This is a genomic window from Micromonospora sp. H33 (assembly GCF_052068455.1).
Taxonomy (GTDB): domain Bacteria; phylum Actinomycetota; class Actinomycetes; order Mycobacteriales; family Micromonosporaceae; genus Micromonospora.
Genome location: NZ_JBQHDE010000005.1, coordinates 307876 through 334127, shown reverse-complemented (window position 1 = coordinate 334127; position 26252 = coordinate 307876). Strand labels below are relative to the sequence as shown.

Genomic DNA, 26252 nt, shown 5'->3' with positions numbered 1-26252 from the left:
CTGCCACACGTGGGGCAAGTGAGAACGAAGCGCGGCCGGGCGGGGTGCCAGTCCAGCCTGACCGCAGCCCGTGGGACATCGACCGGACGGTGCTGGGCATCGCCGCTGCGGTGTCCGTGCTCTTTGTCCTGTGGGGCATCGTGGCCACCGACAACCTCGCGTCGGTCACCGGTGCGGCGCTCGACTGGGTGGTCAGAGTGTTCGGCTGGGTCTTCGTGCTGGCCAGCGCCGCCTTCGTGGTGCTGTCGGTATGGTTGGCGCTGAGCCGGTACGGCCGGATCAAGCTCGGCCGGGACGACGAGAAGCCCGAGTTCTCCACCGTCTCCTGGGTGGCGATGATGTTCAGCGCCGGCATGGGCATCGGCCTGATGTTCTGGGGCGCCGCCGAACCGCTGTCCCACCTGGGCACACCGCCGCGTGGTCTCACCGAACCGAACTCCCAACAGGCCGCCCGGGTGGCAATGGAGTACTCGTTCTTCCACTGGGCACTGCACCCGTGGGCGATCTACTCCGTGGTCGGTCTGTCGCTGGCCTACTTCACCTTCCGCAAGGGCCGGCGTGGCCTGATCAGCAGTGCTTTCGTCCCGCTCATCGGCGAGCGCGCGGAACGGGGCGCCGGCAGGGCCATCGACATCTTCGCGATCTTCGCGACGTTGTTCGGATCGGCGGTCTCCCTTGGTCTGGGCGCCCTTCAGATCAACAGCGGCCTGACGAACCTCTGGGACGTGCCGAACTCCACTCCGCTGGCGATCGGCATCATCGCGGTGCTCACCGCGGCGTTCGTGATCTCCGCCGTCACCGGCGTCAAGCGCGGCATCCAGTTCCTGTCGAACACCAACATGGTGCTCGCGGTGGCGCTGCTGTTCTTCCTGCTCGTGGTCGGTCCGACGGTCTTCATCTTCAACACGCTTACCGCGTCGACCGGGGGTTACCTGTACGACCTCATCCCGATGAGCTTCCGCACCGGCGCATTCGGCGGCGAGGAGTGGATGGCGGGCTGGACCATCTTCTACTGGGCCTGGTGGATCTCCTGGGCCCCGTTCGTCGGCGCCTTTATCGCCCGCATCTCCCGGGGCCGCACCGTCCGCCAGTTCGTCCTCGGTGTGGTGGCCGTCCCGAGCCTGGTCAGCTTCGTCTGGTTCTCGGTGTTCGGCGGGACCGCCATCGACCTGCAGCTCGGCGGCACCGACCTCTCGGCCGCGGTGGCGGAGAGCCCGGAGGCCGCGCTCTTCGCGGTCCTGCGGGAGTTCCCATTCTTCACCGTCACCGCGATCCTGGTGATGGTGTTGGTGGCGCTCTTCTTCGTCAGCGGAGCCGACGCCGCGTCGGTGGTGATGGGCACCCTCTCCTCCCGTGGCAACATCGAGCCGAAGAGCTGGCTGGTCGCCATGTGGGGCGTCCTGACCGGTCTGGTGGCCGCGGTGCTGCTGCTCGCCGGCGGCCTGTCCGCCTTGCAGTCGCTGACCATCCTCGCCGCACTGCCGTTCCTGTTCGTGATGGTCGGCATGGTCGCCGGGCTGCTCCGCGAGCTGCGGCGCGAACCCGTCACCGCGACGATGGCCCCGGAGATCCGCGCCCTGGCCACCGCCGCCGTGCCGCCGGCGCCCACGAACTCCGACGCCTCCTGACCCACCACACCGACGCGGGCCGGCCCAGGTTGTGGCCGGCCCGCGTCAGCAGTCGGACCAGCAGCGCCGGAACGACCGTCCGCGGCCCGCTCACCCAGAGGGGTGAACGCGCTCCACGGCGTGCCGCCGCATTCAACGCGCGGTGCCGAGGCGGGGACGTGAAACCTTGTCCGTCGCAATCAGGTTTAGTTTCCGGCTTCCCTGGTCAGTCGTTAGCCCGTGGACATCATGAGGCGGTCCGAGACGGTGAGGTGATCCGGTCGTGAGCCTCTTGCGCAGGAAGTCGGTCGAGCAGTCGATCCGTGACACGGAGCAGCCGGAGCACCAACTCCGCAAGGAGCTGTCGGCACTGGACCTCACCGTGTTCGGCGTCGGCGTGATCATCGGTACGGGCATCTTCGTGCTCACCGGCGTGGCCGCCAACCGGACCGCCGGACCGGCGGTGGCGCTGTCGTTCGTCCTGGCCGGCATCGCCTGTGCACTGGCTGCGCTGTGCTACGCGGAGTTCGCGTCCACGGTCCCGGTCGCGGGCAGCGCCTACACCTACTCGTACGCGGCGCTCGGCGAGCTGGTCGCGTGGATCATCGGGTGGGACCTCATCCTGGAGTTCGTGCTGGCCGGTGCCGTGGTGGCGGTGGGCTGGTCGCAATACCTCGCGGTGCTTCTGGAGACGCTCGGGGTGACGCTGCCCGCCGCCATCACCGGCGGCGAGGGCGGCGTGTTCAACCTGCCCGCCACGCTCATCGTGCTGATCCTCACCGCGGTCCTGGTCGCCGGCATCAAGGTCTCGTCTCGAGTGAACGCCGTGGTGGTCACCGTCAAGGTGGCGGTGGTGCTCTTCGTGATCGCCGCCGGCCTGTTCTTCGTCAGGCGCGACAACTACGTGCCGTTCGTCCCGCCGGCCGAGCCGGCGTCGGGCGGCTCCGGCGCCGAGGGCACCCTGCTGGAGGCCATCTTCGGGCAGGCGCCGGCCAACTTCGGCATCAGCGGCATCTTCGGTGCCGCGGCACTCGTGTTCTTCGCGTTCATCGGTTTCGACATCGTGGCCACCGCGGCGGAGGAGACCCGGGTGCCGCAGCGCGACCTGCCGCGCGGAATTCTCGGTTCGCTGGCGATCTGCACCGCGCTCTACGTCGCCGTCTCGCTGGTGGTGGTGGGCATGCAGAACTACGCCGAGCTGGACACGGCGGCACCGCTGGCCGCGGCGTTCCAGGCGGTCGGCCAGCCCTTCTTCGCCAACCTGATCACGGTCGGCGCCCTCGCCGGGCTCACCACCGTGGTCATGATCCTGATGCTGGGTCAGAGCCGGGTAGCGTTCGCCATGAGCCGGGACGGGTTGCTGCCGCGCTGGTTGAGCCGGGTGCATCCGCGATACGGCACACCGCACCGCATCACCGTCATCGTGGGCCTCCTGGTGGCCGTGCTCGCCGGGTTCATCCCGCTGGAGGAACTCGCCGAGCTGGTCAACATCGGCACCCTGTTCGCGTTCGTTCTCGTCGCCGCGGCGGTCATCCTGCTGCGCCGCACCCGGCCGGACCTGCCGCGCGGCTTCCGCGTGCCCGGGGGACCGGTGATACCGGTTCTCGCGATCGTCGCCTGCGTCGTGCTGATGCTGTTCCTCACCGTGGAGACCTGGCTGCGATTCTTCACCTGGATGGTGCTGGGACTGCTCGTCTACTTCCTGTACAGCCGCCGCCACAGCCGGCTCGCCCGCGGTGCGCAGGAGCGCCCGCCGATGCCCGACCGGTCGGACCTCGACACGGGGTTCGGCTCCGCGTCACCCCCGCCGCAATAGGCTGGCTGACGGCGGCCGTCCGGTCCGAGGAACGGTGGGAAGCCCGCTCCGGCCGAGCACCGAGTGGCGCGACCAGCTCAACACATACTTCTTCCGCGAGTCCGGGGGTGCCGACGCGGCACGGCGCCGCATCCATTGAGTCCGCACGACCGCCCGTTCCCGCACATTTACCAATCGTGATGTGATGGTGACTCTCCCCGGATCGGAAGGGTGTACCGCACATGGATGATCTGAAGGTCGTGTCGCAGGACGAGTGGCTGGCCGTCCGCACGGAGCTCCTCGATCGGGAGAAGCACCTCACCCGGTTGCGGGACGAGGTCACCGCGTTGCGCCGCCAGATGCCGGCGGTCGTCGTCGACAAGGACTACCGGTTCGCGGGACCGGACGGGCCGGTACGGCTCCGCGACATGTTCGAGGGACGGCGGCAGCTCATCGTCTACCACTTCATGTTCGACCCGAGCTGGAGCGACGGGTGCACGAGCTGCTCCTTCCTGGTCGACAACCTGGGCCACCTCGCGCACCTGCACGCTGGCGACACCACGTTCGTCGCCGTCTCCCGCGCGCCACTGTCGTCCGTCGCACCGTTCAAGGCCCGCATGGGCTGGACGTTCCCCTGGTACTCGTCCCACGGCACCGACTTCAACTACGACTTCCACGTCACCCTCGACGAGGCTGTCGCGCCGGTGGAGTACAACTACAAGAACCGCGCGACCCTGGAGCGGGAGGGGCTGACGCACCACCTGCACGGCGAGGCGCACGGGCTGAGCGTCTTCGTCGTCGATGCGGACGACCGGATCCTGCACACGTACTCGACGTACGGCCGTGGTCTCGACGCGGTGCTCACCACCTACAGCTACCTCGACCTGACGCCGCTCGGCCGGCAGCGGTACGTCAACGAGTTCCCCCACCACGACCGGTACGAGGCGGTCGCCGCGGACGCCGGGCACTGCCACTGACGACACCCGCCGCGCCCTGCCGGCCACCCCTGCCCGGGCAGGAACGGGGATGGCCGGACCGGCCATGCAATCTCGTTGCCTCGCGGCGGGGCTCCGCTGGCACCGTGGGTCATGGCCGGCCGTCCACCCCAGGCACGATGGGTGTGTGGACATCGAGCCGGTCGACTGTGCGCCTGAGCAGACGTTCCCGCGAGCGATCCTCCGGCAGCGCTGGGAGGATCTCGTCTTCCTGCACTGGGCGGCCGCGCCGGAGCTGGTGGCGCCCCTGCTGCCGGCCGGCACCCGTCCGGACACGCTGCACGGGTCGAGCTACGTCGGCCTGATCGGTTTCCGCATGGTCGGGCTGGACCCGGGCTGCGGGCCCGGGGTGCCGTACTTCGGCACCTTCTGGGAGACCAACGTCCGGCTGTACTCGGTCGACGGCACCGGTCGGCGGGCCGTGGTGTTCCGCTCGCTCGATGCGTCCCGGCTGGTTCCGGTGCTGGTGGCCCGGGCGACGTTGCGGCTGCCGTACCTGTGGTCGGCGATGCGGCTGGACCGGGACGGTGACCGTTTCACGTACCGGTGCCGGCGCCGCTGGCCCGGCCCGGTCGGTACGGCGAGCCGGATGGAGGTCCGGGTGGGTGAGCCGATCACCGACCCCACCCCGCTGGAGCACTTCGTCACCGCCCGGTGGGGGCTGCACACCCGGGCGTGGGGGCGCACGCTGCATCTGCCGAACTGGCATCCCCGCTGGCCGCTGCACCGGGCCGAGCTGTTGCATCTGGACGACGAGCTGGTCACCGCGGCCGGGCTTCCGCCGCCGGCGGGGCCTCCGGCCAGCGTGCTCTATTCGCCGGGTGTCCCGGTCCGGTTCGGCCCACCGGTCGGCCTGCGCCGGCGGAGCTGACCGCTACCGCCGCACCTGGTCCGCGTCGGCCGCCGGCTCCTCGCGACCGAGCAGGGCGGCCAGCTCGGCGGGGGAGCGGGGCCGGGCACCCGCCAGCTCGGGAACCCGGTCGAGCAGCCGGTGCACCAACGGCGCCCAGGCGGGCACCAGGTGGGCCGCGGCCAGCAGCCGCTCGTCGGCCAGCCCGGTGGCCGCCGGCATGCTGCGTACGCCGCCACCGGCGACCACGACCACCGTGTCGGCCCAGCGGAACGCCAGGTCGACGTCGTGGGTGGACAGCACCACCGTCGTGCCGGTGGCGTGCAGGTCGTCCAGGGTCCGCAGCAACGCCTCCACACCGGCCGGGTCGAGGCCGGCCGTCGGCTCGTCCAGGATGAGCAGCCGGGGCCGCATCGCGACCGCGCCGGCGATGGCCACCCGCTTGCGCTGGCCGTAGGAGAGCAGGTGGGTGGGCCGGTCGGCGACCGCCGTCACGCCGAGCGCCGCGAGGGCCTCGTCGCAGCGCCGCCGGACCTGCTCCGCGGGCAGTCCAAGGTTGACCGGCCCGAAGGAGACGTCCTGCCGGACGCTGGCGGAGAAGAGCTGGTCGTCCGGGTCCTGCAGCACCAGCTGCACCTGCTGCCGCACTGCTCGCAGGCCCGACCGGGTGTGCCGCACCCTGGTGCCGGCGACGGCGACGTGCCCCGAGCCAGGCGCCAGCGAGCCGGCCGCCAACCGGAACAACGTCGTCTTCCCGCCGCCGTTCGGCCCCACCACGGCCAGCCGCCGGCCCGCCTCGACCCGAAGGCTGACACCGGTCAGGACCGGACGCTCGGGCTGGTAGGCGAAGTGCACATCGGACAGCTCCAGCAGCGGGCCGGTCACCACCGGGGCCCCAGCCAGGCGGTGGCGGCGACGATCGCCCCGAGCAGCCCCACGCTCGCCGCCACGAACGGTGGCGACACCCGGAGGGCCTCCGCCTGCACCGCGAGCGATCCGCTGTATCCCCGCAACGCCAGCCCCTCCTCCAGTCGGTGGGCGCGGCTGAACGCCCGGACGAACACCGCACCCGCCTGGCCCGCGAGCGAACGGTAGGCGGTGCGCCAGGTCCGGAAGCCGAGCCGCGCCGCCTGCGCCTCCCGTACCGCGCGCACGCTGTCGACGAGCAGGAAGAGCATCCGGTACGTCAGCGCGGCGACCTCGGTGACCGCCGGCGGGACCCCCAGCCGGTGCAGCCGGGGCAGCACCTCGGACAGCGGTGTGGTGGCGCTGAACAGCAGCAGGCAGGCCAGCGCCGCCACCGAACGACCCGCCGTCTGCGTCGCCAGCGGAAAACCGGCGGGGTCGACCGCCAGCCGCGCCGGAGCCGGCACCCTCACCAGCAGCGGCACCGTCGAGGTGGCCACGAACAGCAGCGGCGCCCGCGCCGCCCGTAGCACCACGGCCGGCGGTACCCCGGCGGGACCGAACAGCAGCGCCACTGCCGCTCCACCCGACAGCACCGCTCCCGGCCACGGCGGCAGGCCGACCGCGCAGGCCAGCAGCCCGAGGGACAGCAACGCCTTCTCGGCGGGATGCCGTGACCGCCACGGGCCGGTGTGCGCCGCGACGTCGAGGGCGAACACCTACGCCCGCGGCTGCTCGGCGGCGGCGGCCCGCTGCCGGGTCCGGGCGACCCCGAAGTAGTAGCCCAGGAAGGCGGCGCCCAGCGCGGCCTGGAGCGCGAACAGCGCGGACTCCACCTCGCCCGACGGCGGTTCGTAGATCGGGGAGAACCAGGGCCGGTAGTCCGGGTGGTCTTCCACGATCGCCTGCTCGGCCAGTCCGTCCGAACCGGTGAACGGCTCCTCCTGCGATCCGCCGAGCCCGAGCGCTAGCGGCGCCACCGCCAGGACCACGACCGCGAGCAGCAACAACAGGTTGATCCGGGAGAAGCGCTTCATGCCCGCACCTCCGCCGCCGTCGGCCGCAGCACACCGAGCCGGCGCAGGTCGGCCCCGCTGGTGCGGGTCAGCAGGCGCACCACGAGCACGGACAGCAGCCCTTCGCTGACCGCCAACGGGATCTGGGTCACGGCGAAGATCCCGCCGAACTTGGCCAATGCCCCCACGAACCCGGTCGCCGGGTCGGGGAACGCCAGCGCCAGCTGGACGCTGGTGACGCAGTACGTCGCGAGGTCACCGAGCGCCGCGGCGGCGAACACCGCGACGTCGAGGCTGCCCCCCGCCCGGCGGATCAGCGCGTAGACCGCGTACGCCACCCAGGGGCCGACGACCGCCATCGAGAAGATGTTGGCCCCCAGCGTGCTCAGCCCGCCATGGGCCAGCAACACCGCCTGGAACAGCAGCACGATGCCGCCCAGCACGCTCATCACCGGTGGCCGGAACAGCACCGCCCCCAATCCGGTGCCGGTGGGGTGCGAGCACGATCCCGTCACCGACGGGATCTTCAACGCCGACAGCACGAACGTGAACGCGCCCGCGGCTCCCAGCAGCAGTTTCGACTCCGGATCCCGGCGGACCTGACGGACCAGCGTCCGGCTGCCGTGGACGACGAAGGGTGCGGAGACCGCGAACCACGCCGCGGCCTGCACCGGGGGCAGGTACCCCTCGGCGACATGCATCGAAGACCTTCCTCTCCAGCACCTCGTGGATGAGATCACCCGTCAAGGCCGGTCTCCTGGCTCCCGGATCGACGCTCACTCCGGCCTTCCCAGGCCCGGATGGGCCCAGTGGCGTAGTCGGAGATCGCTACCCGGTCACAGTGGCGAGGGCCGCGCCGGTATTCCACCGGCTTCCCGTGCACCTTGACGGCGAGAGGCTACCGAGCGGGGGGCCGGCTGGGCAAGCGGCGACGGTGGGGCGTGACGTGGACCGCCCGCCGGCCGGCGCGCCGCAGGCCTGATCAGCGTCGGTTTGCCGGCCGCCCCAGGGTGCGCGAAATCCATTGCGGACACTCCCTCGACGCCGGCTGCCATCGCCGCCTTCGGACGTGGCCGACCTGACGCAGCGGTCCGACGCCGGAGCCACCCGTGCTCCGGATCACGACCTGGACGGTCGGGCCGCCCACTCGGCGGCCACCCGGTGCGGATCACCGGTCCGGAACTCCGGCGGCTCGTGCAGCAGGAAGTCCCGGTGGCTGATGTTCCAGGCGTACGCCCCGGCCATGGCGAAGACCAGCACGTCCCCCACACCGATCGGTCCCGCGACGGTCGACCGGGACAGGACGTCCTTGGGGGTGCACAGCTGCCCGACCACGGTGACCGGCCCGCCGTCCGTGCGGGGGCCGTCGGCATCCTGCCGCCGGTGCACCGTGAACGGCTGCGGATGCCCCTTCGCAGCGGGCGTACGCAGGTGGTGCGTGCCACCCTCCACCACGACGAACCACTCGCCGTGCGAACGCTTCACGTCGACCACCTCGGCGAGGTACGCCCCGCAGTAGGCGGTGACCGACCGCCCCGGCTCGACGCGCAGCCGCAGCCGCGGGTGCGCGTCGAGGACGTCCGCCAGCGCCCGGCCGTAGCCCACCCAGTCGAACCGCGCCGCCGGGTCGCCGTAGTCGACGGCCATGCCGCCGCCGACGTCGACCTCCGCGGCGCCGACCTCGGCGACCGACCACCGGACCACGGCGGCGGCGACCGCGCCGGCGAGCGGGGCGTCCAGCCCGCTGGCCAGGTGGGCGTGTACGCCCCGCACCTCGACGCCGGTGGGCGGATGGCGGGCGCACTCCACCGCGTCGGCCGGGTCCATTCCGAACGGGCTGGGCCCGCCGCCCATGACCAGACTCGCCCCGGGCGCGTCCACCGGGAGGTTCACCCGGAGCAGGACCCGGGCCGACGCGCCCGCGGCGACGGCCAGCGCGCCGAGGCGCCGCAGCTCCGCCGGCGACTCGACATGGATGCGGTCCACCCCGGCGGCCAGGGCGGCGGCGAGGTCCTCGTCGGTCTTGCCGGGCCCGGCGTACGCGGCGGGCACCCGTCCGGGCAGCACCTCGGCCATCCGCCGCAGTTCGCCACGGCTGGCGGTCTCGAACCCGTCGACCACCGGGGCGAGGGTCCGCAGCACATCCCGGTCCGGGTTCGCCTTGACGGCGTAGAGCAGCTCGACCCGTCGCGGCAGGGCAGCCCGGATGGACCGGACGTGCGCGGCCAGCCCGTCGAGGTCGTGCACGTAGACCGGCCGGGTCACCGCGGCCCACCGAACGGGTTCGGCACCGGCACGAACGGTGCGGCGCGGTCGGCGTCGCGCCGCCACCGGACCAGGAGGTTCGCCTTGGCCACCAGCGGCTGGCCGCGCAGCAACGCACGCAGTTCGGGCGGGTCGCCGAGGTCGGCGGCCACCGCCGCGACGACCGCCCCGAGCTCCCGCCACAGCTGCGGCTCGATGCCCGGCCGGGCATCGGCGAGCGCGCCGCAGATCCCGGCCAGGTGGTTGACGAACAGGCAGTAGACGACGCGGCGGCGGGCGTCCCGGGGCTCGTACGCGGCCTGCGACGGGACGCCGTCCGGCCAGCTGGTCCACCGGCCGGTGTCCAGCTTCACCCCCTCCAGGTCCCGCAGCAGCATCCGTACCGGGCGGCGTTCGGAGTCGAGCACCGCGACCACGTTCTGCAGGTGCGCCTCGTGCACGACGCCATGACGGAGCCAGCTGTGCAGCACCGCCGGCACGAGCAGCCCGACGTACGCCCGCCACCACGTCACCGGGTCCGCCACCGGTAGGGGCGCGGCGGCCAGCGCCGCCGCCAGCAGCGGGGTGTCCCCTGGCCTCAGGTGCGGGCGCAGGCCGGTGCGCAGGATCGTGCCGTACGCCTCGTCTGCACCCGGAGCGTCGACCGTGCGGTAGGCGGGCTCGGCGAGCAGCGCGACCCCGGCCGGCATCGGCACCCGGGACAGCAGCTCGGTCAGGGCGACCGCGCCGGTGAGCTCGTACCGCGCGTTCTTGCGCAGGCAATTGGTGATCCGCACGTGCAGGCTGGTCTTGACGAATAGGTCGGCCTCGGGGGCGTACAGGGTGCGGACGCTCGCCGTCGGCCGTACCGGAACCCCGGCCGGACCCAGCCGACGGACCCGGGGATGCGCCGGCGGGATCAGCGCCAGCTGCCAGGGATGCACGGGCAGCACCCGGTGCCCCGCCGGCGGGCGCGGGGGTTCGAGGGCCGCCACCAGCGAATCGAACGGTCCGGCGCCCGCGACCAGGTCGTCCGGGACCGCGAGCCAGTGCAGCCGGAACGCGGAGCGCAGCTCCGGCGCGTACGCCCGCCAGCTGTCCGGGTCGCCGCTGCGCCACTTCGGGGCGGGGTGGTGCGGGTGGCCGAAGATCAGCGACTGTTCGGAATCCACGTACGCGTCGATGGCGGGCTCCCCGGTGGGGGCCGGATCCCGTTCCGGCCGGTCGGCCAGCAGCCGGGTCACCGCGTCCCGGCTGGCCCGCACCTGCCCGACGAACTCGTCGTTCGTCCGGCCGGTGCGGGCGGTGAGTTCCGCGGCGACCAGCCCGGCCAGCCGGCTCGCGTCCAGGTCCGTCCACCGGTCGCCGTCGAGCCGCAGCTGCACCGGGCCGGCGTAGCGGTGCGCGCCGAGCGGTGAGATCCGCGCGACGGCGCAGCGCAGCGTCGCGCCGAGGTGCCGTAACCGGAGAAGCGCCGCGCCCCCGCCCACGGTCACGCCTCCGTCGGGCAGGGCGATCTCGCGTACCAGGCAGCCGAAGACGGCGTGGGCGGCGGCCAGGTCGGCGTGCCGGTCGGAGTCGAGGCACGCTCGGGAGCGCAGCCCCGTACACGTCATGGCATCTCCCGCAGATAGTTCGGGCCGGTACGCCGGTAGTACTTGTTGACGTCGGCGCAGCCGAGCCGCTGCTTCGGTAACAGGGTGCCGGCGGTGAGCATCGCCTTGACCGGCAGCCGGGCGGCGCGCAGCACCCGCTCGGTGAAGGACCGCGCCGCCGGCCCGTCGCCCCAGCGGTCGCGGGCCGCGGCCAGCCTCGGTGCCAGCGCGGCGGCCGGCGACGGTACCCGCACCCCCCGGGCGGCGAGGGCGAGCAGGGGCGCCGCCGCGGCCAGATGCAGGGTGATGGTGATGAACACGTCGGCCAGCTCCTGCGGATCGCGCGCCCACATCCGCTCGTCCCGCAGCGGGGGCCCACCGGGCCGGCGATGGCGCGGGTCCAGCCGGGCGCCGTCGTTGTCCTTGTAGAGCAGGCCGACCGTCCCGTCCTGATGCACCAGCAGGTGGATGTTCTGCGGGTGAGCCTCGAGCGCCACCCCGTACCGTAGCCACAGGCAGACGTGCCAGTCGAGCAGCAGGTCCAGATAGGACTCCACAAGCTCCGCGGGCCGCACGCCGACCCGTTCGAGCACGGTGCCCGCCACCGGGTCGGGCGCGGCGAGGGCCGCGACCGGCACCACCCGGACCCCGGCCAGGTCGCGCGGAAACCGGCGGAGCAGGAAGCTGAGCCGGTCGTCGCCGCCGGCGTGCCCGTAGGTGCTCTCGTCGGCGTGCCGGATCCGGCCGGTGAAGGCCGGTTCCGCGGTCGCGATCCGGTCGAGCAGCCCGGCGACTGCCGCGCCGTCGGCGAGGGTGTCGGGATGCAGGGTCCGCCGGTTCCGGGCGCCGAGGGTCGCGGTCGGCAGCGGCAGCTTCAGATGGGTGTACGGGTCGTGCGCGAGCGCCACCGTCCGCATGGAGAGGGTGGGCCGTACGGTGATCGCCGGTAGGTCGGCCACCGGCAGCCGGTAGCGTTCCGCGGTGAGCGGATGCACCGGCATCAGCACCCGGTCGGTCCGCCGCGCCCGCGGCCACCAGGCGGGGGCGTCACCGGTGAGCCGCACCGCCTCGGCGCGGGCGGCGAACCAGCGCAGAGCGAAGCGTGGCGCGTGCTCGGGGGCGTACCGGCGCAGGTCGTCGGCATCGAGCCCGTGCCGGCAGCGGTCGGTGGGGTAGACCGGATGGCCGGCGTACGCGGCGAGCACGTCGTCGAGCAGCGCCGCCGGCATGCCGGCGGGGGTGGCCGCGCGTTCGGCCGCGACCGAGGCGAGCACCCGCCGCCGGGCCCCGGCGGCGAGCCGGCGGGCCGCGAGGTCGGCCCGGCATTCGGCGGTGAACGCCTGCCAGCCGGATTCGGCCTCCGGGTCGTCCTGCGGAGCGAGCAGCGCCAGCAGACCGTCCACGGTGTCCACCTCGTGGGCGTCCCCGTCGGCGGCGAGGACGTGCAGCACCGGCGCGGCGCTGCGGAGGACCTGCTGGAAACCGTCCGCGCGGACCGGGATCCGCAGCAGCCCGGCCCGGTGCCGCACCTCCCACCAGCCGGGGCCGTCCGGCCGGCCGCGGCTGAGCAGGCCGAGATGGTCCTCGCGCAGCAGGGCGTCGAGCACCCGGCCGAACACCTCCCGCTCGCTGTCGTCGGTCATCCGACGATCGTCCACCGCAGGTCGCGTCGGACGGCGGCCAGCGCGTTCCGGACGGTGTCCCGGTCGGGCCCGATGGCGTGCAGCACCGCGAGGTAGTCGCGGTTGGTGCCGGTCCGGTCCGCGACCTGGCCGACCTCCCGCAGGGGCCGGCAGGCCAGCCGGACGCCATCCTGGACGGTGTCCAGCCGGCCGGGAGCGGCGGCGAGCCGGCCCGGCCGGTCGGCGCAGACGTACTCGACGCGGGCGTGCCGGGCGACGGTGGCCGGGGCGGGCAGGCCGAGGGCGGTCAGCGGCTCACCGAGGTGCAGCCGGATGACGTGTTCGAACAGCGGCACGCCGAGCAGTTCGGCGAGGATCAGGTCCATCCGGTCGCCGATCAGGCGGTAGTTCACCTCGATCAGCCGCACCCGGTCGTCCTGGACGACGTACTCGGTGTGGCAGGCGCCGAAGCGTACGCCGAGCGCGTCGAGCCGCGCCCGTAGCTCGATGTCGTCCCGCTCCGCCGGGGGCGACCAGTCGAGGCTCGTCTCGGTGAACGTCGGTGGTGGGCCGACGCCGGTGTGCCATCCGCCGAGGACGGCAAGGCCGGCATCGTCGCCGAGGGTGTCGTACGTCCGCAGATCGCCGGCGAGGTACTCCTCGACCACCAGCGCGACGTCGGGCCGGCGGCGGCGGATCTCGGCGATCCGGGCAGCCAGATCGCCGGGGTCGGTCACCAGGTAGGCGTCCTCGCTGGCGACGCCGTCACGGGGCTTGACCACGGCGGGGAACATCCCGTCCGGCACCTCGGGCACCGCACCGGGGTCGACGGCGACGGCGCGGACCAGGTCGAGCCCGGCAGCGGCGATGGCCCGGCGGGCCGCGGCCTTGTCCTTGCAGAGCCGGGCGGCGTCGGGATCCTTGCCGGGCAGGCCGAGCTTGCGGGCGGCGATCGCGGTCGCTTCCTGGAGATGGTCGCTGTTGGACAGCAGCGCCGCGGGCCGGGCCGCCGCCGTGACGACGGCCGCCGCGTCGCGGACGGCGCACCGGGCGACCGGCGTTCCGGCGGGCCACTGGTCGGGCCGGTCGGTCAGTACGGTGACCGGCAGTCCGAGCGAGGTCGCCGCCGGCAGGAATCCTTCCAGGACGGCGTCGGTGGGGTTGAGCGCGGTGAGGTACAGCCGCATCCCGCCTCCATCGACTGGCCCGATCATCCTGATTAGGATAGCCTATCCTAATAGTCATGGTTTGCGGGGTTCTGCCGGTGTGTCCTGGTCAGCGTTCGGCCGACGATGCGACGGCCGGCGGTGCGACGGGCGACTGCGCGACGGCGTGGCCGGGGGAACCCGACCGCTCCGCCCGGCGCAGCAGTCCGGCGGCGACCAGGCCGCCGGCCAGGACGGCGGCGGCACCCACCGTCTGGCCGGTCTTCAGCGCGGCGGCGAAGGCGACCGTGACCGCTTCGCGGTCCGGACCGGTGCTAGCGGCGGCGAGGGCCGCCGGGAACGATCCGGCGCCGGCCAGGGCGGCCGGCAGCAGGGCGGTGAACCGGGCGTTCAGCACGGCGCCCAGCACGGCGATGCCGAGGCTGCTCCCGACCTCGGTCATGGTGCCGTCGACGCCGGCCCCGGCACCGGCCTTCTGCGCCGGAATGGCGCTCATCACCGCCTCGACGATCGCCGGGTTCGCCAGCGCGCAGCCCGTACCCATGACGAGCAGCCCGCCCAGCAGCACCGCGTAGCCGTCGGACGGGGCGTGGGTGACGAGCGCGAGACCGCCCGCGAGCAGCGTCATGCCGACCGCGATGGCGGCCGGCCTCCCGAGCCGGCGGATCGCCACCGCGGCGACACCGCTGACGTTGAGCAGCACGATGGACAGCGCGAACGGTGCCATCCGCAGACCCGCCTCCCAGGCGGGGTAGCCGCGAACGAACTGCAGGTGCTGGGTGAGCAGGAACAGCGCGCCGGTGGCGCCGAAGGTGATCAGGACGACCCCGGAGACCGCACCGACGAAGCGGCGGTCCCGGAAGAAGTGCATGTCGAGCATCGGGTCGGGGACCCGCCGCTCCCAGTGGACGAAGAGCCCGAGCAGGAGCACGCCGGCACCGCCCGCACCGAGCACCTCGGCCGACGCCCAACCCCGCTCCGGCCCGGAGATGATCGACCAGACGACCGCGGTCAGGCCGGCGGTGGACAGCACCACCCCGCCCACGTCGAGCCGTCCGCCGGCCGATTCCCGCGACTCGGGTATCAGCACCCGGCCGGCGACCAGACAGACCAGCACGATCGGGATGTTCATCAGGAAGATGGCGCCCCAGGGCAGGTGCGCGAGCACGGCACCGCCGATCGGTGGCCCGGCGGCGAAGCCCAGCGCGCTGGTGGCCGCCCAGATGCCGATCGCGCGGGACCGCTCGGCCGGGTCGAAGACCTGCATCGCGACCGCGAGGGTGGCGGTGACCAGCAGGGCGCCGCCGACGCCCATGCCCGCCCGGGCGGCGATCAACTGAGCGTCGGAACCGGCGAGCCCGGCGGCCAGCGAGCCGAGTCCGAACAGGACGAGCCCGGCGAGCAGCATCCGGCGGCGCCCGTACCGGTCGGCGGCACTGCCGGCGGTGAGCAGCAACCCGGACAGCACCAGCGCGTACGCGTTGATGATCCACTGTACGTCGGCGGTGCTGGCACCCAGCTCGGCGGTGAGCACCGGCACCGCCACGGTCAGGACGGTGTTGTCCAGCACCACGACGAGTTGGGCGAGACAGAGCACGGCCAGGATCAGCCACCGGGTGGGGGACCGGGGTGGAGCGTCGCCCGACCGGCCGGCGGCTACCGGATCGGCGCTCATCGCGTCGGCGCGAAGCGGACGAGCGCGGTCAGGGTGCCGAGCCGCCCCGTCACGTGGCTCTCCAGTAGCCGAGGGACGTGACCTGGTGCCTGTCGACGCCCACGGAGCGCCGGATGTGCCGGGTGATGGTGCGCGTGCTGGCCGCCTCGCAGGCGCAGAGGGCGTCGAGCAGGCTGTTCAGCGCGGGCAGGGACGCCGCGTCGCCGGCCAGGTAGAGGTGCTCGGGCGCCGGATCCGGCAGGCGGAACGCAGTGCCCTGGACGGTCGCGTCCCGGCCTCCCATGGCCTTCAGGACCAGGGCCTCCCAGTTCCGTTTCACGCACCCTCCAGGTAAGGTCAACCTTAGTTAGGGCAGGTTAGCCTAAGTTGAGCGCTCGGCGGAAGGCGCGTGTGTCACTCACCGCGGCCCGTAGCGATGTCGAGCCAGGCGGCGGCGCGCGGCTCGGCGAGGGGCTTCTCGACACCGGCCCGGGCGGCGGCATCCATCGCGGCTGTTGCGTCTCGCGCATGATCACCGATCTATAGATGAAGTGCTGTCGCATCTGAGGAGAGGTCTCATGCCGATCGCCCGGTTACTCGCCGGCACCGCGGTGGCCACCGCGCTCGTGGCCGTCGCCGCCATCCCCGCGAGCGCGTCTGTCAACGATCCGTTGTACGACAAGCAGTGGGGCCTGCGGCAGATCCACGCCGAACAGGCCTGGCGGACCAGCACCGGGGCGGGTGTGGTGATCGCGGTGGTCGATACCGGCGTCGACCTTGGGCACCCCGACCTGAAGGCCAAGCTCGTGCCGGGCGCCACGTTCATCGACTGCGGCCCGACGTCCTGCGGAAACGGCGACTGGCGCGGCCCCAACGGCAAGCCCGACGCCTCGGACGAGCACGGCACCCACGTGGCGGGCATCGCCGCCGCGGCCACCGGCAACGGGGTCGGTGTCGCGGGAGCCGCGCCCGACGCGAAGATCATGCCGGTCAAGGTGCTGGAGGCGGGCAGTGGCAGCTTCGCCGACATCGCCGCCGGCATCCGGTACGCGGTCGACCACGGCGCCAAGGTGATCAACCTCAGTCTCGGCGCGCTGCCCGGCGCCCAGGCCCTCACGCTGACCGGGCTGGAGTCCGCCGCGACCGAGGCGATCGCGTACGCGCAGGCGAAGGGCGTCGCCGTCATCGCCGCCGCCGGCAACGAGACCGCACCACTGTGCGGCACCCCGGCCTGGGAGGCCGGCGCCCTCTGCGTCGCGGCCACCGACCGGAACGAGGTCAAGGCGGCGTACTCCAACCTGGGCGTGAAGCTCGACCTGAAGGCGGTCGCCGCCCCGGGCGGCGCCGGCACCCTCAACTGCGACGACGACGTGTGGTCCACCGTCCCGAGGGGTACCGGCTCGGCCGACTGCGGGCAGGGCGAATACGACGCCTACGCCGGCACGTCGATGGCCACGCCCTACGTGGCGGGAGTGGCGGCGCTGCTCTTCGCTCAGCAGCGCAGCCTCGACAACGTGTACTCGGTGCTGATGTCGACCTCCCGCACCCCCGTCCTGGGGCTGCGCGGCGTCTACACGCCGCTGTACGGCTGGGGCATCGTCGACGCCCAGGCCGCCGTCGCCGCCCCCCGTACCTGACCGAGGCGGCATCGCAGGCCGCCGCCACGGCGGACGCCCCAGCTCAGGCGAACCTCCCTGAGCTGGGGCGCCCTCGACGGTGGAAGCGGTGACCTCTCAGCCTTCTCGCGGGAGGTGCTTTAGTTGACGCCATGCCCAACGCCGCGATCCTCACCGTCGACGACGACCCGGCCGTCTCCCGGGCGGTCGCCCGCGACATTCGTCGCCGCTACGGCGACCGCTACCGGGTGGTGCGGGCGGACTCCGCCCAGACGGCGCTGGAGGCGCTCCGCGAACTGAAGCTGCGCGGCGAACAGGTGGCCGTGCTCATCGCCGACTACCGGATGCCCCAGATGAACGGCATCGAGTTCCTCGAGGCCGCCATGGATCTGTTCCCCGCCGCCCGCCGGGTCCTGCTGACCGCGTACGCCGACACCGACGCCGCGATCAACGCGATCAACGTCGTCGACCTCGACCATTACCTGCTCAAGCCGTGGCACCCGCCGGAGGAGAAGCTCTATCCGGTGCTTGACGCGCTGCTGGAGACCTGGCTGGCCACCGGCCAGACGCCCACCAACGACCTGCGCGTGGTCGGGCACCGCTGGTCGGCCCCGTCCTTCGCGGCACGTGACTTCCTGGCCCGCAACCTGGTGCCGTTCCGCTGGGTGCTCGCCGACGAACCCGAGGGCGTCGAGTTGCTCGCGGCGGCGGGGGCGAGCGCGAACGACGTACCCCTGATCGTCACGGCCGACGGGAAGTCGCTGGTGCAGCCGACGGAGGCCGACCTGGCCGCCCACGTCGGGCTGGCCACGACGCCGGCGGCGGACTTCTACGACCTGGTGGTCGTCGGGGCCGGCCCGGCCGGGCTCGGCGCCGCCGTCTACGGCGCCTCGGAGGGGCTGCGGACGGTGCTGATCGAACGGCGGGCAACCGGTGGCCAGGCCGGGCAGAGCAGCCGGATCGAGAACTACCTCGGTTTCCCCGACGGTGTCTCCGGTGCCCAACTGACCGACCGGGCCCGCCGCCAGGCGCTGCGGTTCGGCGCCGAACTGCTCAGTGCCCGTGAGGTGGTGGCGCTGGAGGACGGCGGCGCGGCGCGCGTGCTGCGGTTCGCCGACGGAAGCACCGTCGCCGCCCACACGGTCGTGCTCGCCTCCGGCGTCTCGTACCGGATGCTCACGGCACCCGGGCTGGCGGAGCTGACCGGCCGCGGCTGCTTCTACGGCTCGGTGGCGAGCGAAGCGCCGAACTGCTCGGGGGAGGACGTCTACATCGTGGGCGGGGCGAACTCGGCCGGCCAGGCGGCCGTGCACTTCTCCCGGTACGCCCGGCGGGTGCACCTGCTGATCCGCGGCGCCGACCTGACCCGGTCGATGTCCCGCTACCTGATCGAGCAGATCGCGCGGATCGACAACATCGAGGTCCACCCGAACACGGAGGTGGTCGGCGGAGCCGGCGGGAAGCACCTGGAGGAGCTGACCCTGTGCGACACCCGCAGCGGCCAGACCCGTAGCGTCGCAACCTCGTGGCTCTTCGTGTTCATCGGAGCGGAGCCCTGCACCGACTGGCTCGACGGTGCGGTCGCGCGCGATCCGCGCGGCTTCGTCCTCACCGGCCCCGACCTGACCCGGGGCGGCCGCCGACCGCCGGGCTGGACTCTGCCACGCGACCCGTACCACCTGGAGTCCAGCATGCCGGGCGTCTTCGCCGCCGGTGACGTACGGGCCGAATCGGTGAAGCGGGTGGCCTCGGCCGTCGGCGAGGGTGCGATGGCGGTGTCGCTCGTGCACCGGTATCTGGAGGCACAGTGACCAGGGAATCGGACCGGCTCACACCGGACGAGCTCAGGAGCCTCTTCCTCTTCGAGGCGCTCACACCGGACCAGTTGGCGCATCTGTCCGAGCACGGCCGGGTCGAACAGCGCCGCGCCGGTGGGGCCGTGTACGTCGAGGGTGAACCGGCGAGCTGCTTCTACGTGCTGCTCAGCGGCACGGTGGCGATGCGCCGCCGGGTGCAGGGCGACGACGTCGAGGTCAGCCGTACCGGCCAGCGCGGCGTGTACGGCGGCGCGACGCAGGCGTACATCGGTGACCTCGCCGAACAGCGGTACGCGAACAGTCTCTTCGCGGTGACCGACTGCGAGGTCCTCGCCCTGCCCGCCGCCGTCATCGCCGACGCGATGCGCACCTGGTTCCCGATGGCCACCCATCTGCTGGAAGGCCTGTTCATCGGGATGCGGACCATGCAGACCGTCGTCGGTGAGCGGGAACGGCTGCTGGCCCTGGGCGCTCTCTCGGCGGGGCTGACGCACGAACTCAACAACCCGGCGGCGGCCGCGGTCCGGGCGACCTCCGCGCTGCGCGGCCGGGTCGCGAAGATGCGCCACAAGCTCGCCATGATCGCCGACGGTCGGCTCGACGGCCGGCGCCTGCACGACCTCGTCGCGCTGCAGGAGGAGGCGGTGAAACGCGCCGCCGAGGCGCCGCCGTTGACGCCGCTGGCGGCCAGCGACGCCGAGGACGAACTCGCCGACTGGCTCGACGAGCACGGCGTCCGCGGTGCGTGGGAACTCGCCCCGACGCTGGTCGCCGGCGGCATCGACAGCGGGTGGTTGAGCCAGGTGGACGCCGCGGTCGGCGACGACGACATCGAGTCGGCGATCCACTGGATCGCGTACACCATCGACACGGAACTGCTGATGGGCGAGATCGACGACGCGGTCAGCCGGATCTCCGGGCTCGTCGGCGCCGCGAAGCAGTACTCCCAACTGGACCGGGCGCCCTACCAGACCGTCCACGTCCACGACCTGCTCGACGCCACCCTGGTCATGCTCCAGGCCAAGATCCCGCCGGGGGTGCGGGTGGTGAAGGAGTACGACGAGAACCTGCCGGCCATCCCGGCGTACGCCGCCGAACTGAACCAGGTCTGGACCAACCTGATCGACAACGCGCTCGCCGCGATGGGCGGAACCGGCACGCTGACCGTCCGGACCGGCCGCAAGGAGGACCGGCTGATCGTGGAGGTCCGCGACACCGGCGGCGGGATCCCGCCGGAGATCCGGCCCCGCATCTTCGAGCCGTTCTTCACGACCAAACCCGTCGGCGAGGGCACCGGCCTCGGGTTGGACATCTCCTACCGGATCGTCGTCAACAAACACCACGGCGACATCCGGGTGCGGTCGCGGCCGGGTGACACCCGGTTCGTCGTGCTGCTGCCGACGGGGCCGGCATAGCCGACGCTGTCGCCTACTGCTCCCGCACGTCACCCACCGGCTCGCCGGTGGCCCGACGGAGGGGACGGTGCCGGGAGAGGTCCTCGGTCTCCTGGACCAGGTAGTGCGGCCGGCGCTTGGTCTCGTAGTAGATCCGGCCGATGTACTCCCCGATCACGCCCAGGATCGTCATCTGGAGGCCACCGAGACCGATCACGCTGACGATGATGGTGGTGTAGCCCGGAACGTCGATCCCCTTGCTGATGGCGTCCGCGACCACCCAGGCCATGTACACCACCGCGATCAGGGTGAGGAACAGGCCGCCGTAGATCGCCAACCGCAGGGGTCGGTTGTTGAACGACAGCAACCCGTCGAACGCGTAGTTGAACAGCTTGCCGAACGTCCACCTGCTCCGGCCCGCCTGGCGGGACTCGTTGCGGTGCGCGACCACCACGGTGCGGAAGCCGATCCAGGAGAACAGGCCCTTGGAGAACCGGTTGTACTCCGGCATCGCCAGCACCGCGTCCACCGCGAGCCGGGACAGCAGCCGGAAGTCACCGGCCCCGTCCAACAGCCGAACGTCGATCCACCAGTTGACGAGCCGGTAGAACGACCGCGAGGCCAGCATCCGCAGGAACCGGTCACCGCTCCGGTCCCGGCGGGCGATCACCTGGTCGAAACCCTGCCGGTACAGCGCCACCATGGGGGGCAGCAACCGCGGCGGATGCTGCAGGTCGGCGTCCATGATGACGACCGCGTCCCCGGTGGCCCGTTCCAGGCCGGCCAGCATCGCCGCCTCCTTGCCGAAGTTGCGGCTCAGCGACGTGTACCGCACGGACGGATCGGCGGCGGCGAGCCGGCGCAGCGCCACGAGCGTGCCGTCCTCGCTGCCGTCGTCGACGTACACCAGCTCGAGGTCGACGTCGGACAGCTCCGCGACCGCGGCGGTCACCGCCGTGTGCAGCTGCTCCACCGACGCTTCCTCGTTGTAGCAGGGCACCACGATCGACAGGCGCACGTCCGTCACCCCGCCCGGTCCGAGGAGGCCCGATCGGCACACGGCCCGGTGCCGTGGTCACAGGCGATAGACCAGCACACCGTCGATGTCCTCCCGGGTGATGCCCAGGCCGTCGATCGGCCGGGCCGCGATGCCCTCCCACGGCGTCCCGGCGGCCCAGCCCGGCAGGGCCACCACGGACCGCACCCCGATGCTCCGCAGGTACGCCACGCTGCCCGGATCGGGGAAGGCAGCCGTCGCGGCCCGCGTCCGCGCCTGGCTGGCGGGCTCGAAGCCGGCCAGGCCGTTCGTCACCCGGGGAAAACCGTCGGTCGTCCACAACATGAAGATCAGGTCGACCGCGCCGCCGGCGGGCAGCACCAGCATCGGCTCGGCCGCCGCACGCATCGCGGCCGGTGGCGGCGGCACCACCGGATGCGGCGTCCGGTTGACCCCCTCCAGCCCGACGAGGGCCAGCGGCGCCAGCAGGACCACCGGCACCAGGACACGTGACCAGCGGGCCGACCACTGCCGCACCTCCTCGGCGAGCACCGTCACCGCGCCCGCCGCCAGCACCGCCAGCAGCAGGCTCGTCCAGTGCATCATCCGGCCCGGCGTCCGCAGCGCGTCCCACCCGGGCAGGTGCTCGGACAGCGTCAGGTAGCCCGGATCGCCGTCGCCACCGAGGGTGGCGCCCAGGCCCAGCAGCACTGTGCCGAGCACGCCGAGCCCCAGCGCGACCCGGTGCCGGGCCGGATACGCCGAGAGGAACAGCCCCGCCCCGGCCAGCCCGAGCAGGGTCATCCCGGGCAGCAACGCCATCTCCGGCGGCCAGGCCAGCTGGTCCCGGGCCGCGGCGTGCCGCTCGCCCCACAACCACGAATCCGCCGGTGCGGTGGCGAACCCGATCAGCGGCGGCGAGAAGTGCCTCGTCCAGTCCAGGGTCCGCTCCGCCTGCGGATTGAGGTCCACGACCCGCAGGTACACCAGGCCCAGCAGCAGCGTCACCGCGCCGAAGACGGCTCCGCCGGCCAGATCCGCGACCAGCAGCCGCCGGCCGAACGCGGGCCGCTGCCTCCGCCGCCACCACGACCAGCCGTAGCCGCCGGCCGCGACCAGCACCGCGGCCAGCAGGAAGTACACCAGCGGCAGCCCGATGGCGAAGCCCAGGCTGACCTGCCAGGCGGCGACGAGCCACCCCGCGAGCGCCCAGCCCGGCCGCCGTCGTTCCGGCCGGTACCCGTACCGCAGCGACCAGCCGTGACCGCGGGCCAGCATCGCCAGGCACAACGCGATCCCACCGCTGGACAGGATGTTCAGGTGACCGGCGTGCGCCAGGCGCCACGGCGCGAACGCCCACGCGAGCCCGGCGAGCGCTCCGCCCAACCGGCCCGCGCCGAGCTGACGGACCAGCGCGTACGCCCCGACGAACGCCAACGCGTGCACCAGCACGTACATCGCGTTGTACCGGATCAGGGCGGCCTCGAAACCCGAGCCGAGCAGCCCCGCCGGGGCGTACCCGAGCAGGGTGTCGCTGTAGGCGTACGTGTAGGTCTCGGGGAAGAACGTGTTCGATTGCCAGAGGCCGGACGGGTGAGTGAGCAGGGCATGCCCGGCCCACGCCAGCTGCCACGCCTGCAGGGTCGGGTCGCCGATGTCGCCGGGGACCGTGCTCGCCGGATGGCGCAGCGTCGGCCAGGTCAGCGCCACCGCCAGCAGCAGTCCACCGAGCACCGCCACCGTCCACTCGTGTCGCAGCCAACGCCAGCGGGTCCATCGGAGGCGGTCCCGCGCGGCGGAGACCTGGTCGCGGTCGGCGGTCTCGGCGGGTGGTAGGGCGTCGGTGGAGCCGGTGGTCATAAAGATAGATGATCGGCGATCAGCCTCTCCGTGTCGATCCGCGCCCGGGATGTGGGCTGCCCACCGCCGCAGGAGCTTTCCCACTGTCGGCATTCCGGCTGATGGCGAGCGCGGTCATCCGGACGACGGGTGCGTTCCGCTCCGGCGTGCGGTGCGGCAGAGTGCTAAGGCGAACATGCCGAGGACCCGGTGGACGACTTTCCGGCTGTCAGTCCGCCAACCCCACGTCACCGGCCCACCTCGACCCTTGGAGAGCAAGATGTCCCTCGCCCCGGCTCGGGTCTTCGCCGCGCTGAACGCGGTGCGACCGCCCGACCAGGCGTCGCCGGTCATGGGCAAGGCCGTCGTCATCGGCGGCAGTGTCGCCGGACTGCTGGCCGCCCGGGTGCTGTCCGACCACGCGGACAGCGTCGTCATCATTGAGCGGGACGACCTGCACGACACCGGCCATCGGCCGGGCGTGCCACAGGGCACGCAACTGCACGCGCTGCTCCCCGGCGGCTTCCTCCAACTCGAGCGCCTGTTCCCGGGATTCCGCGAAGAGGCCCTGGCGCAGGGAGCGATCGAGGCTCCACCCGCGGCGCGGCGGAACTACCTCGACGGCCGGCTGAAGGTCGTCGTACCCGACGACGCCGACAGCCTGGCGGGCAGCCGGCCCCTGCTGGAAGGGCTGATCCGTCAGCAGGTCCTCCGGCTGCCCAACGTGAAGACGGTCCGTGCCCGTGCCACCGGTCTCGTCCTCGACGGTGCCGTGACCACCGGGGTCCGCTGCGACGTCGGTGGAGCGTCCGGCGTCGAGAGCGGTGACTTGGTGGTGGACGCCATGGGCCGCTCGAGCAGGCTGTCCGAGTGGCTGGAGCAGGCCGGCTGGGAACGGCCCGTCACGCGGCGGATGACCGTGCACCTCAACTACGCGACGGCGCTGTTCCGACGCCGCGAGGCGAACCCGGAATTCACGGTCGTCCTGGCACTGAACAGCCCGAAGGTGTCGTCGGACGTGGCCGGCGCGGCGTTCTTCGCCATCGAGGACGGCCGGTGGATGGCCATGATGGCCGGTTACGGGGACAACCGCCCGGGGCACACCGCTGAGGACTTCGTACTCCGGCTGCGGGAGCAGTTCCCGCCGGAGTTCGGCGAGGTCGCCGGGAGCGAGATGCTCGGCGACGTCCAGACCTACCGCCATGCCGACAGCCGGCGCCGTGACTTCCACCCGCTGGCGCGGTTTCCGGCCGGGCTGGTCAGCGTCGGTGACGCGGTCGCGTCGTTCAACCCGGTGTACGGGCAGGGGATCACCGCGGCGGCGCTGCACGCGGCCTGCCTGTCGACGTACCTGCGGTCGAACCCGGACCCGGGCGTGCCCGCGCGCCGGTTCTTCGCCCTGCAGAAGGTCGTCGTCGACGCGGCCTGGTCGTTGTCGACCTCCGCCGACCTGGCTCTGCCGCACGTCCACGGTCCCTACCCGCGCGGCTACCGGTTCTCCAGTTGGGTCAGCGGGCAGATCATCGACGCGACGGTCACCGACGTGGGGATCGCGCGACGGTTCAACGACGTCGTCTCCATGCGTGAGCACCCCGGGACGCTGGCCCGGCCCGGCGTGATACTCGGTGCCCTGCGCGCCAACCTCCGCGCACGCTGACCCGGTCGCTCGCTCGGCGGGTCCCGCCTCCGGGCGGATGCCGGGCTCCGCGAGGAGCCTCGGCATCCGCCCGGCCGGGTCAGCGGCCCTGGAGGGCCTTGACGTTGTCGCCGAAGGTCCAGCCCTTCGAGCCGTCCCAGTTCAGTGACCAGGTCATCAGCCCCTTCAGGCCACCGCGGTAGGTGCTCCACGCCTGCGCCACCGTCGACGGAGCCATCCAGCCGCCACCGGCGCCGGGCTGCGCCGGCAGGCCGGGAACCTGCTTGTCGTACGGGACGCGGATGGTGGTGCCCTGGATGACCAGCCCGGCGTTGAGGCAGTCGGTCTGCGCGACGAAGCCCTGCACGGTGCCGGCCGCGTACGAGTCACCGGAGCAGCCGTACATGCTGCCGTTGTAGTACTGCATGTTCAGCCACCAGAGCCGGCCGTTGTCGGCGTACCGTTTGATGATCGGCAGGTACGCGCCCCAGATCGACCCGTAGGTCACGCTGCCGCCGGTGACGTACGCGGTCTCCGGCGCCATGGTGAGGCCGAAGGTCGGCGGCATCTGCGCGAGCACCCCGTCGATGATCCGGATCAGGTTCGCCTGCGACGTGGAGAGCTGGGAGATGTTCCCGCTGCCGGTGAGCCCGGTCTCGATGTCGATGTCGATGCCGTCGAAGTTGTACCGCTTGAGGATCGGCACGACGGTCGCGACGAACCGGTCGGCGACCGCCGCCGAGCTGAGGTCGATCCCGGCGGTGGCGCCGCCGATGGACATCAGGATGGTCAGTCCGGCGGCCTTGGCCCGGCACATCTCGGCGGGGGTGGGAACGCGGACCGTGGCGTCCATGCCGTCCTCCCACAGCACTGTGCCGTCGGCGCGGATCACCGGGAACGCCGCGTTGATCACGTTGTAGCCGTGCGCGGGGATGCGCGGGTCGGTGATCGGGATCCAGCCCAGCGGCGGGTGGACGCCATTCGACGCGCCGTCCCAGTTCTCCCAGTAGCCCTGGAGCACCTTGCCGGCCGGCTTCGGCTTGCCGGCGCAGGTGTCGGGGCCGGGCGGGGTGGGCGTTCCGGTGGGTGTGGGCGTGGGTCTGGGTGTGGCGGTGGGCGTCGGGGTGGGGGAGGGCGGTGGCGTACCGTCGCACGCCCCGAGGTCGGTCCAGAGCGACGGCGTGGCCGCCGGGTTCCAGCCGGCGCCCGGCGGTGGGGTGTGCGCCACCAGCGCCTGGTACAACCGGCCGGCGTAGGTGACGCGGCTGCCGGCGGAGTAGCTGACGCCCTCCGCCCAGGCCGGCGCCGTGCAGGCGACCAGCGTGGTGCTCTGTCCACTCGTGGTCGCCGCGTAGCCGTCGACGCGCGGCAGCGCCGCGGCGGCGGCGACCACCACCGCACCGGCCAGGACGGCGGGCATCATCCGTCGAAGTCCCATAACGTTCCTCCTCATTGATTGATCGGAGGCTATCAATTAACTTTGTTAAGAGTAAGAGACGGCGT

The 26252-nt window shown here is 72.6% G+C and carries 20 protein-coding genes, 1 pseudogene and 1 riboswitch; of the genes and pseudogenes, 8 read left to right on the top strand and 13 right to left on the bottom strand.

Annotation, left to right across the window (positions count from 1 at the left end):
• Positions 1-44: 44 nt before the first annotated feature.
• From ACTMS0_RS15470 to ACTMS0_RS15455, 4 genes are all read left to right on the top strand, one after another.
• Positions 45-1628, top strand: coding sequence for a BCCT family transporter (locus tag ACTMS0_RS15470; RefSeq protein ID WP_441155872.1), 1584 nt, complete (start codon positions 45-47; stop codon positions 1626-1628).
• Positions 1629-1890: 262 nt separating this feature from the next.
• Positions 1891-3423 (top strand): amino acid permease, encoded by a 1533-nt coding sequence (locus ACTMS0_RS15465; protein ID WP_441155871.1) that lies wholly within the window; start codon positions 1891-1893, stop codon positions 3421-3423.
• Positions 3424-3644: 221 nt separating this feature from the next.
• Entirely contained in the window at positions 3645-4379 is a 735-nt protein-coding gene (locus tag ACTMS0_RS15460) for a DUF899 domain-containing protein (RefSeq protein ID WP_441155870.1), read from the top strand.
• Between the two features lie 145 nt (positions 4380-4524).
• Positions 4525-5268: a YqjF family protein gene (locus ACTMS0_RS15455; protein ID WP_441155869.1), complete on the top strand. Its 744-nt coding sequence runs from the start codon at positions 4525-4527 to the stop codon at positions 5266-5268.
• 3 nt (positions 5269-5271) lie between these two features.
• On the opposite strand, the gene ACTMS0_RS15450 is transcribed toward ACTMS0_RS15455, so the two are convergent.
• The 10 genes and pseudogenes from ACTMS0_RS15450 to ACTMS0_RS15405 all read right to left on the bottom strand — a co-directional run.
• The gene (locus tag ACTMS0_RS15450) at positions 5272-6135 is read right to left on the bottom strand and encodes an energy-coupling factor ABC transporter ATP-binding protein (protein WP_441155868.1); all 864 of its coding nucleotides are present in this window, start codon (positions 6133-6135) and stop codon (positions 5272-5274) included.
• Complete coding sequence (gene cbiQ, locus ACTMS0_RS15445) at positions 6129-6872, bottom strand: cobalt ECF transporter T component CbiQ (protein ID WP_441155867.1); 744 nt, start codon at positions 6870-6872, stop codon at positions 6129-6131. Before cbiQ ends, ACTMS0_RS15450 begins: the two co-directional genes overlap by 7 nt.
• Positions 6873-7190 (bottom strand): energy-coupling factor ABC transporter substrate-binding protein, encoded by a 318-nt coding sequence (locus ACTMS0_RS15440; protein ID WP_441155866.1) that lies wholly within the window; start codon positions 7188-7190, stop codon positions 6873-6875.
• Positions 7187-7870 carry an energy-coupling factor ABC transporter permease gene (locus tag ACTMS0_RS15435; RefSeq protein ID WP_441155865.1) on the bottom strand — a complete coding sequence of 228 codons (684 nt, stop codon included), beginning with the start codon at positions 7868-7870 and terminating at the stop codon, positions 7187-7189. The genes ACTMS0_RS15440 and ACTMS0_RS15435 overlap by 4 nt, the downstream gene beginning before the upstream one ends.
• 29 nt (positions 7871-7899) lie before the next feature.
• A riboswitch (cobalamin riboswitch) is annotated at positions 7900-8071 on the bottom strand.
• A gap of 217 nt (positions 8072-8288) precedes the next feature.
• A complete protein-coding gene (locus ACTMS0_RS15430; RefSeq protein ID WP_441155864.1) occupies positions 8289-9434 on the bottom strand; it encodes an alanine racemase in 1146 nt (381 codons plus the stop codon).
• Complete coding sequence (locus tag ACTMS0_RS15425; protein ID WP_441155863.1) at positions 9431-11029, bottom strand: IucA/IucC family protein; 1599 nt, start codon at positions 11027-11029, stop codon at positions 9431-9433. Before ACTMS0_RS15425 ends, ACTMS0_RS15430 begins: the two co-directional genes overlap by 4 nt.
• The gene (locus ACTMS0_RS15420) at positions 11026-12651 is read right to left on the bottom strand and encodes an IucA/IucC family protein (RefSeq protein ID WP_441155862.1); all 1626 of its coding nucleotides are present in this window, start codon (positions 12649-12651) and stop codon (positions 11026-11028) included. Before ACTMS0_RS15420 ends, ACTMS0_RS15425 begins: the two co-directional genes overlap by 4 nt.
• Positions 12648-13817 carry an ATP-grasp domain-containing protein gene (locus ACTMS0_RS15415; protein WP_441155861.1) on the bottom strand — a complete coding sequence of 390 codons (1170 nt, stop codon included), beginning with the start codon at positions 13815-13817 and terminating at the stop codon, positions 12648-12650. Before ACTMS0_RS15415 ends, ACTMS0_RS15420 begins: the two co-directional genes overlap by 4 nt.
• Before the next feature lie 88 nt (positions 13818-13905).
• The gene (locus ACTMS0_RS15410) at positions 13906-15471 is read right to left on the bottom strand and encodes an MFS transporter (RefSeq protein ID WP_441155860.1); all 1566 of its coding nucleotides are present in this window, start codon (positions 15469-15471) and stop codon (positions 13906-13908) included.
• A 49-nt stretch (positions 15472-15520) separates the two neighbouring features.
• Positions 15521-15817: pseudogene (locus ACTMS0_RS15405) on the bottom strand (SIP domain-containing protein); the annotation flags it as partial.
• A gap of 211 nt (positions 15818-16028) precedes the next feature.
• On the opposite strand from ACTMS0_RS15405, the gene ACTMS0_RS15400 reads away from it, so the two are divergent.
• From ACTMS0_RS15400 to ACTMS0_RS15390, 3 genes are all read left to right on the top strand, one after another.
• The gene (locus ACTMS0_RS15400) at positions 16029-17087 is read left to right on the top strand and encodes a S8 family peptidase (RefSeq protein ID WP_441155859.1); all 1059 of its coding nucleotides are present in this window, start codon (positions 16029-16031) and stop codon (positions 17085-17087) included.
• 131 nt (positions 17088-17218) lie between these two features.
• Complete coding sequence (locus ACTMS0_RS15395; protein WP_441155858.1) at positions 17219-18877, top strand: FAD-dependent oxidoreductase; 1659 nt, start codon at positions 17219-17221, stop codon at positions 18875-18877.
• Positions 18874-20298, top strand: coding sequence for an ATP-binding protein (locus ACTMS0_RS15390; protein ID WP_441155857.1), 1425 nt, complete (start codon positions 18874-18876; stop codon positions 20296-20298). Before ACTMS0_RS15395 ends, ACTMS0_RS15390 begins: the two co-directional genes overlap by 4 nt.
• A 13-nt stretch (positions 20299-20311) precedes the next feature.
• Here ACTMS0_RS15390 and ACTMS0_RS15385 read toward each other — a convergent pair whose 3' ends face one another.
• A complete protein-coding gene (locus ACTMS0_RS15385; protein WP_441155856.1) occupies positions 20312-21304 on the bottom strand; it encodes a glycosyltransferase family 2 protein in 993 nt (330 codons plus the stop codon).
• A 48-nt stretch (positions 21305-21352) separates the two neighbouring features.
• Positions 21353-23134: a hypothetical protein gene (locus ACTMS0_RS15380; protein ID WP_441155855.1), complete on the bottom strand. Its 1782-nt coding sequence runs from the start codon at positions 23132-23134 to the stop codon at positions 21353-21355.
• 259 nt (positions 23135-23393) lie between these two features.
• Between ACTMS0_RS15380 and ACTMS0_RS15375 the strand changes: the two genes are divergently transcribed.
• A complete protein-coding gene (locus ACTMS0_RS15375) occupies positions 23394-24770 on the top strand; it encodes an FAD-dependent oxidoreductase (RefSeq protein WP_441155854.1) in 1377 nt (458 codons plus the stop codon).
• 79 nt (positions 24771-24849) lie between these two features.
• Here ACTMS0_RS15375 and ACTMS0_RS15370 read toward each other — a convergent pair whose 3' ends face one another.
• On the bottom strand, positions 24850-26187 hold the full coding sequence (locus ACTMS0_RS15370) for a carbohydrate-binding protein (protein WP_441155853.1): 1338 nt from the start codon (positions 26185-26187) through the stop codon (positions 24850-24852).
• Between the last annotated feature and the right edge of the window lie 65 nt (positions 26188-26252).

Excerpts from the sequence above, each read along its gene's own strand:
- ACTMS0_RS15410 (WP_441155860.1), bottom strand. The coding sequence starts at position 15,471 with ATGAGCGCCGATCCGGTAGCCGCCGGCCGGTCGGGCGACGCTCCACCC.
- ACTMS0_RS15440 (WP_441155866.1), bottom strand. The coding sequence starts at position 7,190 with ATGAAGCGCTTCTCCCGGATCAACCTGTTGTTGCTGCTCGCGGTCGTG.
- ACTMS0_RS15400 (WP_441155859.1), top strand. The coding sequence starts at position 16,029 with ATGCCGATCGCCCGGTTACTCGCCGGCACCGCGGTGGCCACCGCGCTC.
- ACTMS0_RS15380 (WP_441155855.1), bottom strand. The coding sequence starts at position 23,134 with ATGACCACCGGCTCCACCGACGCCCTACCACCCGCCGAGACCGCCGAC.
- ACTMS0_RS15425 (WP_441155863.1), bottom strand. The coding sequence starts at position 11,029 with ATGACGTGTACGGGGCTGCGCTCCCGAGCGTGCCTCGACTCCGACCGG.
- ACTMS0_RS15375 (WP_441155854.1), top strand. The coding sequence starts at position 23,394 with ATGTCCCTCGCCCCGGCTCGGGTCTTCGCCGCGCTGAACGCGGTGCGA.
- ACTMS0_RS15370 (WP_441155853.1), bottom strand. The coding sequence starts at position 26,187 with ATGGGACTTCGACGGATGATGCCCGCCGTCCTGGCCGGTGCGGTGGTG.
- ACTMS0_RS15460 (WP_441155870.1), top strand. The coding sequence starts at position 3,645 with ATGGATGATCTGAAGGTCGTGTCGCAGGACGAGTGGCTGGCCGTCCGC.
- ACTMS0_RS15395 (WP_441155858.1), top strand. The coding sequence starts at position 17,219 with ATGCCCAACGCCGCGATCCTCACCGTCGACGACGACCCGGCCGTCTCC.
- ACTMS0_RS15415 (WP_441155861.1), bottom strand. The coding sequence starts at position 13,817 with ATGCGGCTGTACCTCACCGCGCTCAACCCCACCGACGCCGTCCTGGAA.
- ACTMS0_RS15420 (WP_441155862.1), bottom strand. The coding sequence starts at position 12,651 with ATGACCGACGACAGCGAGCGGGAGGTGTTCGGCCGGGTGCTCGACGCC.
- ACTMS0_RS15435 (WP_441155865.1), bottom strand. The coding sequence starts at position 7,870 with ATGCATGTCGCCGAGGGGTACCTGCCCCCGGTGCAGGCCGCGGCGTGG.